The organism is Streptomyces sp. SID1328 (assembly GCF_009865595.1).
In the GTDB taxonomy this organism is placed as follows: Bacteria; Actinomycetota; Actinomycetes; order Streptomycetales; family Streptomycetaceae; genus Streptomyces; species Streptomyces griseoluteus.
Window position 1 is genome coordinate 1 of sequence record NZ_WWKH01000552.1, and the last position, 11,280, is coordinate 11,280.

Here is an 11,280-nt window from a genome sequence, read left to right on the forward strand (position 1 = left end):
CCCGCCGGACGGGCCCGAGGACGCGTACATCGGCCGGGCGCCGATGCGGAACGTCCGGGGCGACGACTGGCCCTCCTGGTACGCCGAGCACCGGGTGCTGCCGTACCTGCGCTCCGCCGTCGACGCGGGCACGGTCCGGCCGGGCGAGGCCGGGGTGGTCGAGGCGGTGTGCGAGCGGCTGCCCGCGCTCACCGGTCCCGCCGAACCGCCCGCACGCCTTCATGGCGACCTGTGGCAGGGCAACGTCCTGTGGGGCGCCGACGGCGAGGTCCGCGTCATCGACCCGGCCGCGCACGGCGGCCACCGGGAGACCGATCTGGCGATGCTCCGCCTCTTCGGCTGCCCCCATCTGGAACAGGTGCTCGGCGGCTACCAGGAGACGAGCCCCCTCGCCGACGGCTGGCGCGACCGGGTCGGAGCGCATCAGCTCTTCCCGCTGCTGGTGCACGCGGTGCTCTTCGGCCGGGGCTACGCGGAACAGGCCCTGTCCGCCGCGCGCGCCACCTTGGCCGGGTGAACCAGGCTCGCACCGAGGGCCGACGGGGCAGACGAATGTGCGGTGGGGCGCAGCCACCGCGCCCCGCGCGGCGTCCTTCCTGCTGACCCATCGGTTCACGGTGCCTCCCTCCGGGCTCTGGTCACGGAGTGTGAGGAAACCAACCACCCGTTCGATTCGTATAAGGACGTGAAGGACGAAACAGGGGAGAGACCATGCAACCGTTCACGCTCAACTACGCACGGCCTGCTGGCCAGTTGGATGCCACCGCTCCGTACGCGTACGACTCCGCACTGCAGTTGAACGTCCTGCCGGACGGGCGGATCGCCGCGACCGACCACGCGATCCTGCTCACCCTGGGGACGACCACCTCCACGGCGGGCTCCAAGACGCACTTCGACGACTGATCGCGGGCCCCCGACGATGACCGTGCTCATCCTGACCAGTGACGAGGACGTCACGGCCGACATGGTGGTCCTGCGGCTGGGCGAGGCGGGCGTGCCCGTCGTCCGGTTCGACCCCGCCGACCTCACCAACGGGGTGGCGCTCACCGGCGAGTACGCCGGGGACGACTGCGGCGGCCACTTGTCCGTCGGCGGGCGCCTGGTCGGGATGAGCGGCCTGCGCTCCATCTGGGTGCGCAGACCCGGCGACGCGGCCGCCCGTGCCCCCCAGCCGTCCTCCTGGCTGACCCAGGAGTCGGCGCAGGCGCTGTACGGGATGCTGCGGTGCAGCGACGCCCGCTGGATGAACCATCCGGACGCGGCCCGCCGTGCCCGGCACAAGCCGTGGCAGCTGCGGCTCGCCCAGCGCAGCGGGCTGCCGGTGCCGGCCACGCTGATCACCACCTTCCCCGACTCGGCGCGGGAGTTCGCCGAGCGGCACCGGGACGTGGTGGTCAAGCCGGTGTCCGGCGCGCATCCGCAGGAGCCGCCGCGCGCGGTGCCGACCAGCCGGGTGGCGCCGGGCACCGACTTCAGCGCGGTGGCCTTCGGGCCGACGCTGCTCCAGCAAAGGGTGGCCAAACGGGCCGACATCCGGCTGACGGCCGTCGGGGACCGGCTGCTGGCGGCGCGCAAACCGGTCGATCCGGACGCCCACCCCGACCATGTGGACGTCCGTTTCGCCCCGTCCGTCTCCCCCTGGCTCGCCACCGAGGTGCCCCCTCGGGTGGCGGTGTCGGTCCGCCGCTATCTGAAGGCCGCCGAGCTGGCCTACGGCGCCTTCGACTTCGCGGAGGACGCGGACGGCACCTGGTGGTTCCTGGAGTGCAATCAGTCGGGCCAGTTCGGTTTCGTCGAGCTGGACACCGGTCAGCCGATCGCGGAGACGATCGCCCACTGGCTGGCCGGAGACGACCGGCCCGTGGAGCCGTATACCCACGACAGGAGGGACGCCGTCCCTTGATGCCGTGGAGCACGGCTCGAAGAGAAGGGAGCGCTCGATGCGCATCGGACTGCTGGGAACGGGCCCCTGGGCGCGCGCCGCACACGCACCGGCGCTGGCCGGTCACCCCGGTGTGGAGTTCGCGGGGGTGTGGGGGCGCAGCCCGGAGGCGGCGGCCGCGCTGGCCGGGGAGTACGGGGTGCGGGCGTACCCGGACGCGGACGAGCTGCTGTCCGATGTGGAGGCGGTGGCGGTGGCGCTTCCGCCGTCCGTGCAGGCGGAGTTGGCGGTGCGCGCGGCGCGGGCCGGGCGGCATCTGCTGCTGGACAAGCCGCTGGCGCTGGGCGTGGCCGAGGCGCGGGCGGTGGCCGAGGCGGCGGAGCGGGCCCAGGTGGCGTCGGTGGTCTTCTTCACCACCCGGTTCCAGAAGGAGCCGGAGGCGTGGATCGAGGAACAGGCCGCCGAGGCGGGGTGGTTCACGGCACGGGCGCAGTGGATGGGCTCGGTGTTCACCAGTGACAGCCCGTTCGCGGCGTCGGCGTGGCGGCGGGAGAAGGGCGCCCTGTGGGACGTGGGCCCGCACGCCCTGTCGGTTCTGCTGCCGGTGCTGGGTGACGTACGGCAGGTGCTCGCGGCGGTGCACGGTCCCGCCGACACCGTGCATCTGGTGCTGGACCATGCCACCGGGGCGACGAGCACGCTGACGCTGAGTCTGTCGGCGCCGCCCTCGGCGGCCGGGGCCGATGTGGAGCTGCGGGGCGAGTCGGGGGTGGCGCTGCTGCCGAGGAGTTCGGAGGGCGCGGTGCCCGCGCTGGCCCGTGCGGTGGACGCCCTGGCGGCAGCCGCCCGCACCGGGCGCCGGCACGCCTGCGACGCCGCGTTCGGACTCCGGGTGACCGAGATCCTCGCGGCGGCACAGGCGCGCCTCAGCGAACCGGTCGACTAGCCGGCCGGCGTCCCGTCCGCCCAGAAGTTGACGCGTTCCCGTACGACCGGATAGCCGGCCGTGGTGAAGTGGGCAGCCATCGGGAAGTTCCCCTGGTCGGTGGCGGCCGCGATGAAGTCGGCGCCCTCGGCGGCGAGGAAGCGGGTGCAGTCGGCCAGCAGGTCGTAGGCGTAGCCGTGGCCGCGCTGCTCGGGGACCACGCCTATGAAGCCGACGCAGGGCCCGGCGGGGTTGCGGGCCGGGACGTGGATACCGGCGATCTCGCCCTCGGGGGTACGGGCGACGCGCCACCACTCGCGGGGCGACGGGCACCAGTGGAAGAGGTCCAGCTCCTCCTGGGCGGCCAGTTCCACACCGCCCTTCTCGATGGCACGCCGGGCGTGGGCGTCCAGGGTGACGGAGTGGATGCGGCGCAGGGCGTCCAGGAAGACCTCGTCGTCCGGTTCCGGGGTGAACTTGAGGCGGCCGGGCTGCTCGGGCAGGCCCAGGTCGGGGGTCCAGCGGTAGATGAAGCGCTCGACGAGGGGCTCGTACCCGGCGAGGCGGGCGGCGGCGGTGCGGGTGGCGACGGCGGCGGCCAGGGCCGGGTCGTCGCGCCAGCCCGGCGGGAGATCGAGTTCGAGTTCCGGGGTGGCCCAGGGCGCGGTGCGCAGCAGTTCGGCGCCCGCCGCCTCCTCGCCCTCGGCCACGTCGAACCAGTTGATCACCAGCGGGGCGGGGTCCTCGGCACGGGCCCACCAGGCGGCGCGGGCCACGGGGCGTCCGTCGCGCAGGGCGACGCGCTGCCAGTCGGGGCGGTAGTGGGTGGTGCGGCGCCGCTCACTCAGGCCGAGCGGGTCGGGCAGGTCCTGGAACAGGTGGGCACTGCTCGGGTCGAGCGTGCGGATGACCGGTGCGGTCAAGGTGTCCTCCGGGAGATGTGCCTGCGGTGGTGGCGCTCCCGGTCCGGTCAGATGGTGCACACCCGGATGACGGAGTGGAGGGAGCGCGCGTGCGGGGTGATGTACATGACGCTCGCCTCCTTCCTGGTCCGTCTCGGGCGTGCTCGCGCCACAGTAGGGGGACGCCCGCGCGGGCGTCCAGGGGTTTTCCGGAGCGGGCGGCGGGGGCGGGTGCGGCGTAGCGTGGGCGTGTGAGATCGCTGCGTGGCTGGTCACCGGGGCGAGCACGGGAGCGGCGCGGCTGGCTGCGGGGTGCTCCCCCGCCGCGGTGGGTGCGGGTGCTTCCGGTGCTGCTGCTGATCGGGGTCACGCTGGCCAGCCTCGTCACGCCGCACGCGAGCGACCTGGGCTTCCTGCTCGGCGCGATCCCGCCGCTGGCGGTGCTGTCGTACGGGCCCGTGGCCACGGCGGCGCTCGGCGCGCTGGTGATCGCGTCGCTGCTGGTGCCGCTGACCCACCTCGGCCGCCCTGGCGACACCGACCTGCTGACCATCGCCTTCGTGGCCTTGCTGAGCGTGTTCGTGTCCTACGTACGAAGCCGCCGGGACGCCCAGCTGGACACCGAGCGGGAGATCAGCGAGGCGGTGCAGCGGGCGGTGATGCCGCCGCTGCCGGAGCGGGTCGGGGACCTGCGGTGCGTGGGGTTCAGCCGGGCCGCGCAGGACGGGACGCTGCTGGGCGGGGACTTCTTCGACGTCCGGGAGGGCCCCTACGGGGTGCGGGCGGTGATGGGGGACGTCCAGGGGCACGGCCTGTCGGCGGTGCGGACGGTGGTGGCGCTGCTGGGCGCGTTCCGCGAGGCGGCGCTGGACCAGCGGACGCTGGAGGCGGTGGCCGCCCGGATGGACCGCCGGCTGGAGGCGGACTCGTCCGGGGTCCGGCACGCGGAGCTGTTCGCCACGGCGGTGCTGCTGGAGTTCTCCGCCGACACCCGGACGGTACGGGTGGTGGCCTGCGGGCACCCGCCGCCGGTGCTGCTGCGCGCGGGAGGGGCGCAGGAGCTGACGGTCGCGCCGGGCCCGCCGCTGGGCATCGGCCTCCTCGGCGTCGAGCCGCCGAAGGAGGTCACGGTGACGCTGGACCCGGGGGACCGCCTGCTGATCGCCACCGACGGCCTGTGGGAGGCGCGGGACGCGTCCGGCCGTTTCTACCCCATGCCCGAACGCCTGGCCGCCCTCGCGGACACCGGCACCGCCGCGCTCCCGGACGCGCTCTGGCAGGACGTACGCCACCTCGGGCACAGCGTGGACGACGACGCGAGCGTGCTGGTCCTGGCCCCGGACCAGTCGCCCCGCTGAGTACCGGCGCTCCCCCGGACGGCCGACGGGCGAGGCGGAAGAAGCGCTCCTATGCTGAGAGCCCGGGGCGTCGGCCCCGCCGCAGCTCCGGCTCTCCTGTGCTTGGAGTCAGCCCATGCCCCGTTCCCCGGCCCGCCTGCGCCGAAGGCTCGCCATCGCGGCCGCCCTCGGCGCACTCGTCGCCCCACTCACCGCGGCCCCCTCCCTGGCGGCGCCGCCCGCCACGGATTCGCCGAGCCCCTCCCCCACGGGCCCCGACGTACAGGCCCTCACGCCCGAGGTGAACCGCCGGATCGACGACGCCGTACAGCGGGTGATGCGGGAGGCGAACGTCCCCGGTGTCACGGTCGGGATCTGGACCGCCGACAAGGGGAACTACGTCCGCTCCTTCGGCGTCGCCGACAAGAGCAGCAAGCGCCCGATGTCCCCGGATCTGTACATGCGGATCGGCAGCGAGACCAAGACGTTCACCGTCACCGCGCTGCTGCAACTGGTCGACCAGGGCAAGGTGGAGCTGGACGACCCGATCGGCCGGTACATCGACGGCGTGCCCAACGGCGGCAAGATCTCGCTGCGCCAGCTCGCCGACATGCGCAGCGGGCTGTTCAACTACTCGCAGGACCCGGACTTCTTCAAGGCGCTCACCTCGGACCCGCAACGCTCCTTCACGCCGCAGCAGTTGCTGGACTACGCCTTCAAGCACCCGGTGCAGTTCGAGCCGGGCGCGAAGTTCCAGTACTCCAACACCAACCTGATCCTGCTCGGTCTGGTCGTGGAGCAGCAGAGCGGGCAGGGGCTCGGGGACTACATCCAGCGGCATGTGCTGGACCCGGCCGGGATGAAGCACACCTCGTTCCCCGAGGGCAGCGAGTTCCCGAAGCCGCACGCGCAGGGGTACACCAACCAGACGGCGGACGGGAAGGTCGCGGAGACGGCCGGCTGGAACCCGTCCTGGGGCTGGGCGGCCGGCGCGATGGTCTCGAACCTGGAGGACATGCGGGTATGGTCCCGCACGGTGGCCACCGGGCGGTTCCCGGACGGCGAGCGGATGATCACCCCCGCCACCCAGCGCCAGCGCCTGCTCACCCCGCCCACCGGCTACCCCGACGCGGGCTACGGCCTGGGCATCTTCAACGTGCACGGCTGGATCGGCCACAACGGCTCACTGCCGGGGTACGAGTCGCTGACGGTGTATCTGCCCTCGGCGCGCACCTCGCTGGTGGTGCTGCTCAACACCGACATCGCGCACGACGGCCAGGAGCCGAGCACCCTGTTCGGGCAGGCCGTCACCAAGGTCATCTCCCCTGGCCACGTCTACGACCTGCCCGCGCAGAACGCCCAGCACTGAGCCCGCGAGCGGGCCGGGGCGCGGGCACGCGGAAGGGGTACGACCGGCCCCCCGCTCCGGTCGTACCCCCGCTGGACTGCCGAACTTAACCGGAGGGCCCGGCGGTGGCCATCGCAGCGGTGCCCGGTCCGTGCCGCTGAGCACTCACCCGTGCACAGGAGCGTCCGCTTCGTCCCCGTTCGCTCCCGCCTCGGGGGCGGCCAGGGTGCCGTCCGCGAGATGGGCGAGGACCACCTCGTACAGGTCGCTGCCGCCCGCGAGGAGCTGGCGTTCCAGGACGGGTTCGGCGGCGCGGACGTGGTCACGGACCGTCTGGGCGTGCACGCCCCGCTGTTTCGCGGCCCGTTCGGCATTGGCGCCGGCCGAGATCCAGGCGCTCAGGGTGGCGCGCAGGTCGCGCCCGTCGCCGTCCAGCCGGCCGAGCAGGTCGCGGGCCCAGTCGCGCAGCGCGGCGGAGTCGAGCAGGTCGGTGAAGCGGGGCCCGGTGTGCGGGGCGGTTCCGGGATCGTAGGGGCCGTGTGCCGCCTCGGTGAGCAGGGCGAGGCGGACGGCGGTGCGGGTGGTGAGGTCGGTCAGGTCGGTGTCCAGCAGGGTCTGCAGCCGGTCCATGCGGGCGCGGACGGTGTTGCGGCTGACGCCGAGCACCTTTGCGGCGCTGACCGCGGTGAAGTCCAGGCCCAGCCGGGTGGTGGCCAGCAGCTCGGCACGGGTGTGATGGGGCAGCGTGTCCAGCGGGCGCAGGGTGCGGGCGGACCAGGTGCGCAGCGCGGCCGGGTCCAGCAGACGCTCGGGGTGGGTGCGTTCGGCGTAGACGGCGCTGCGGCCGGGGCGGAACCGGGCGACGGCTAGGGCGCTGACGGCCTGCCCGTAGGCGGTGGCGGTCCGGGCGAGCCGCTGGTGGAGGCTGCCGCCGAGATAGGTGTCCGGGCGGTCGGCGACGAGGGCACGCAGCCTCTCCCCCGGCGCCGAGGCGGGGCTGACGACGATGACGTGGCCGTCCACGGCGGGGCAGCGTACGACCAGCGCGCGGCCCTCGGTGACGTCGGCGCACTCCTCGGCGAGGGCGTCCCGTCCGGCGGGAGAGCCCTCGACGACGTAGACGCGGGCGGTGTCCTCTTCGAGCAGGCCGGGCCAGAGTCCGGCGGCGACGCGGCGGGCGGAGACCACGTCCTCCACCATGAGCAGTTGCAGGACGGCCAGGCGCAGGCCGGCGGAGGCACGGCGCAACCGGCGTGCCGAGCGGGCGAGTTCGCCTTCTCTCAGCAGCAGTCCGAGGACGCTCGCGGTGCGGTGGACGATCTCGGCGGCGCGCCGGTCGAAGGGCTCGGGGCGGGCCACGGTGAGCACGGCACCGGCCGCGCGGCCGGGTCCGGGGTGGCGGATGCCGACCAGGTGGACATGGCGTCCGCCGTCCTCCAGGGCGGCGGCGGAGATCCGCCCGGTGGCCACGTCGGCGCGGACGGCCGTATCGGCGGGGAGGCGGTCACCGGCAAGGAGCCGGCCGTCGGCGTCCTCGAGGCAGGCGGTGGCGTGGACGGTGCGGGCGAGCCAGGCGAGGACCCGGCGCGGGTGCCGGATCGCGGGCCGCAACTGGTCGAGCAGCTCTTCCGCCCAGGTGGCGGCGGTGTCGTGCGGCGGTGGGGCGGGGGTGCCCTCGCCGGCTCGGGCGGCCACGTGGTGCACCTCGTCCCCGTCTCGGCTTCGGCGTTCGACGGCCGACGTTACCCGACACCCCTGCCGCGCGTCGTCGGGGGAACACGGGCAGGGCTCCGCCGGTGGCCCAGGGGGGCGTTGGCCACCGGCGGAGACGGCGGGGCCCGGAGCTGGGGGGGGAGTGCTCCGGTGCCTCGCCGTGCGGATGCCCCGGTCCACACGTCCTACGCCTGGCCGGGTGGGGGTGCGCGAGTGACGGACGGTGACGGCTTAAGCTCGGCGGATGGCCAAGTACTTCGACGTCCACCCCGACAACCCGCAGCCCCGCGCCGTGGCGCAGATCGCGGACGCGGTCCGGTCGGGGTCGCTCATCGCTTATCCCACGGACTCGTGCTACGCGCTCGGCTGCAAGCTGGGCAACAAGGACGGCATGGAGCGCATCCGCTCCATCCGCAAGCTGGACGACCGGCACCACTTCACGCTGATGTGCCAGAACTTCGCGCAGCTCGGCCAGTTCGTCCGCATCGACAACGACGTGTTCCGCGCGGTGAAGGCGGCGACGCCCGGCAGCTACACCTTCATCCTGCCGGCCACCCGCGAGGTGCCGCGCATGCTGCTGCACCCGAAGAAGCGGACCGTGGGCGTGCGCATCCCCGACCATGTGGCGACCCAGGCACTGCTGGCCGAGCTGGGAGAGCCGCTGGTCTCCAGCACGCTGCTGCTCCCGGACGAGGAGGAGCCGCTGACCCAGGGCTGGGAGATCAAGGACCGGCTCGACCACGTGGTGGACGTGGTGGTGGACTCCGGCGAGTGCGGCACCGAGCCGACCACGGTGGTGGACTTCTCCAGCGGCGAGGCGGAGATCGTGCGGGTGGGCGCGGGCGACCCCGCGCGGTTCGAGTAGACCGACAGGGAAGCGTGCTGATCATGACCGACGTACAGGGAACGACCGTCACCATCCCCACGCGGGACGGTGACGCGGACGCCTATCTCACCCACCCGGCCGACGGACGGCCGTATCCCGGAGTCCTCTTCTACCAGGACGCGTACGGGCTGCGGCCCTGGCTGAAGGGGATGGCCGACCGGCTCGCCGCCGAGGGGTACACCGTGCTGGTGCCCAACGTGTTCTACCGGCAGGGAACGGCGCCGGTGGTGGAGCTGCCCGAGTTCATCGCCCCCGAGTCCGACCCTACGATCTGGGAGCGGCTCGGCCCGCTGGTGCACTCGCTCACGCCCCAGCAGGCGGAGGTGGACGCGGACGCGTTCCTGGGCTGGCTGGAGGAGTCCCCGCTGGTCGCGGCCGGGCCGGTGGCGGTGACCGGGTACTGCATGGGCGCCCGGCTCGCGCTGCGCGCGGCGGCCACGCATCCCGCGCAGGTGGCGGCGGCCGCCGGGTTCCACGGCGGCAACCTGGCCACCGATGAGCCGGACAGCCCGCACCTGGGCGCCGACCGCATCACGGCCGAGCTGTACTTCGGCCACGCCGACCAGGACGCCTCGATGCCCGTGGAGCAGATGCGCCGCCTGGACGACGCGCTGACGGCCGCCGGGGTGCGCCACACCAGCGAGGTCTACGAGGGCGCACCGCACGGCTACACCCAGAAGGACACCTCGTCCTACGACGCGGCGGCCGAGGAGCGTCACTGGGAGGCGCTCAACTCCCTTCTGCGGCGCACTTTCTGAACGCCTGCTCACGTCACGGAACGTGTTCGGTTCAACTGATTGACACGTCCGTGACACACAAGCACTCTGAGAGCGCTCTCAAAAAGGTACGGACCAGCAGCCGTGCCGCCCCGAACCCCCACACGGAGGTGGAGAGTTGACTCGAAGAATCGCTCGTTCCGCGCTGTCGGCCACGGCCACGGCCGCCCTGGTCGGCTCGGTGCTGACGTTCGGCGCCGCCGGCCAGGCCAGTGCCGCGGTGCCGGACACGATCCCGCTCCAGATCACCAACAACTCGGGCCGCTCCGAGCCGGTGTACATCTACGACCTCGGCACCCAGTTGTCCTCCGGGCGGCAGGGCTGGGCCGACGCGGGCGGCACCTTCCACGCCTGGCCCGCGGGCGGCAACCCGCCGACCCCGGCGCCGGACGCGGCCATCGCCGGGCCCGGTCCGGGCCAGTCGACGACCATCCGGATACCGAAGTTCTCCGGCCGGATCTACTTCTCCTACGGCCGCAAGCTGGACTTCCGGCTCACCACCGGTGGCCTGGTGCAGCCGGCCGTGCAGAACCCCTCGGACCCGAACCGGGACATCCTGTTCAGCTGGTCCGAGTACACGCTGAACGACGCCGGCCTCTGGCTCAACAGCACCCAGGTCGACATGTTCTCGGCGCCCTACGCGGTCGGCGTGAAGCGCGGCAACGGCCAGGTCGCCACCACCGGGCACCTGAAGCCGGGCGGCTACTCGGCCGTCATGAACTCGCTGCGCAGCAAGTCGGGCTGGTCGGGCCTCGTGCAGACCCGCTCGGACGGCACCGTGCTGCGCGCCCTCTCCCCGCTGTACGGCGTGGAGACCGGGGCGCTCCCCGCCAACGTCATGGACGACTACGTCAACCGGGTCTGGTCCAAGTACTCCTCCCAGACCCTGACCGTGACGCCGTTCACCGACCAGCCGAACACCAAGTACTTCGGCCGGGTCTCGGGCAACGTCATGAACTTCACCAACTCCTCCGGCGCGGTGGTGACCAGCTTCCAGAAGCCGGACGCCGCCAGCATCTTCGGCTGCCACAAGCTGCTGGACGCGCCCAACGACCAGGTGCGCGGTCCCATCTCCCGCACCCTGTGCGCCGGTTACAACCGCTCCACGCTGCTGAGCAACCCCAGCCAGCCGGACAGCTCCGACGCCGGCTTCTACCAGGACGGGGTCACCAACCAGTACGCGAAGGCCATCCACGCCCAGATGGCCGACGGCAAGGCGTACGCCTTCGCCTTCGACGACGTCGGCAACCACGAGTCGCTGGTCAACGACGGCAACCCGCAGCAGGCGTACCTCACGCTGGACCCGCTGGACTGACGGGGAACGCGAAGGGTCCCGCACACCCCGTGTGCGGGACCCTTGTCGTGCGGGGAGGTGCGGATCAGCCGGTCGTCAGGGCGGTGTCGTCGATGACGAAGCTGGTCTGGAGCGAGGAGTCCTCGACCCCGGTGAACTTCAGGCTGACCGTCGAGCCCGCCAGCGAGGACAGGTCGATGGTCTTCTGGACGTACCC

General features: G+C 73.0%; 11 protein-coding genes. 9 read left to right on the forward strand and 2 right to left on the reverse strand.

Annotation, left to right across the window (positions count from 1 at the left end):
- The 4 genes from GT030_RS17040 to GT030_RS17055 all read left to right on the forward strand — a co-directional run.
- Positions 1–517, forward strand: a 517-nt coding sequence (locus GT030_RS17040; RefSeq protein ID WP_161201825.1) for a fructosamine kinase family protein, incomplete at its 5' end; no start/stop codon positions are given.
- 194 nt (positions 518–711) lie between these two features.
- Positions 712–903, forward strand: coding sequence for a putative ATP-grasp-modified RiPP (gene tgmA / locus GT030_RS17045; protein ID WP_161201826.1), 192 nt, complete (start codon positions 712–714; stop codon positions 901–903).
- A gap of 16 nt (positions 904–919) precedes the next feature.
- A complete protein-coding gene (gene tgmB / locus GT030_RS17050; RefSeq protein WP_161201827.1) occupies positions 920–1,903 on the forward strand; it encodes an ATP-grasp ribosomal peptide maturase in 984 nt (327 codons plus the stop codon).
- 37 nt (positions 1,904–1,940) lie between these two features.
- Positions 1,941–2,828, forward strand: a complete 888-nt coding sequence (locus GT030_RS17055; protein ID WP_161201828.1) for a Gfo/Idh/MocA family oxidoreductase — start codon at positions 1,941–1,943, stop codon at positions 2,826–2,828.
- Here the strand turns inward: GT030_RS17055 and GT030_RS17060 are convergent.
- Positions 2,825–3,730: a GNAT family N-acetyltransferase gene (locus GT030_RS17060; protein WP_161201829.1), complete on the reverse strand. Its 906-nt coding sequence runs from the start codon at positions 3,728–3,730 to the stop codon at positions 2,825–2,827. The genes GT030_RS17055 and GT030_RS17060 overlap by 4 nt on opposite strands.
- Before the next feature lie 230 nt (positions 3,731–3,960).
- On the opposite strand from GT030_RS17060, the gene GT030_RS17065 reads away from it, so the two are divergent.
- On the forward strand, positions 3,961–5,067 hold the full coding sequence (locus GT030_RS17065; protein ID WP_161201830.1) for a PP2C family protein-serine/threonine phosphatase: 1,107 nt from the start codon (positions 3,961–3,963) through the stop codon (positions 5,065–5,067).
- Positions 5,068–5,182: 115 nt separating this feature from the next.
- Positions 5,183–6,415: a serine hydrolase domain-containing protein gene (locus tag GT030_RS17070; RefSeq protein WP_161201831.1), complete on the forward strand. Its 1,233-nt coding sequence runs from the start codon at positions 5,183–5,185 to the stop codon at positions 6,413–6,415.
- A 144-nt stretch (positions 6,416–6,559) separates the two neighbouring features.
- Here the strand turns inward: GT030_RS17070 and GT030_RS17075 are convergent, their stop codons facing one another.
- Positions 6,560–8,089, reverse strand: a complete 1,530-nt coding sequence (locus tag GT030_RS17075) for a helix-turn-helix domain-containing protein (RefSeq protein ID WP_161201832.1) — start codon at positions 8,087–8,089, stop codon at positions 6,560–6,562.
- A gap of 262 nt (positions 8,090–8,351) precedes the next feature.
- Here GT030_RS17075 and GT030_RS17080 point away from each other — a divergent pair, with 262 nt between their 5' ends.
- From GT030_RS17080 to GT030_RS17090, 3 genes are all read left to right on the forward strand, one after another.
- The gene (locus GT030_RS17080; RefSeq protein WP_161201833.1) at positions 8,352–8,972 is read left to right on the forward strand and encodes an L-threonylcarbamoyladenylate synthase; all 621 of its coding nucleotides are present in this window, start codon (positions 8,352–8,354) and stop codon (positions 8,970–8,972) included.
- Positions 8,973–8,995: 23 nt separating this feature from the next.
- Positions 8,996–9,751: a dienelactone hydrolase family protein gene (locus GT030_RS17085; RefSeq protein WP_161201834.1), complete on the forward strand. Its 756-nt coding sequence runs from the start codon at positions 8,996–8,998 to the stop codon at positions 9,749–9,751.
- Between the two features lie 136 nt (positions 9,752–9,887).
- Positions 9,888–11,084: a glycoside hydrolase family 64 protein gene (locus GT030_RS17090; RefSeq protein ID WP_161201835.1), complete on the forward strand. Its 1,197-nt coding sequence runs from the start codon at positions 9,888–9,890 to the stop codon at positions 11,082–11,084.
- The last annotated feature ends 196 nt before the right edge of the window (positions 11,085–11,280 follow it).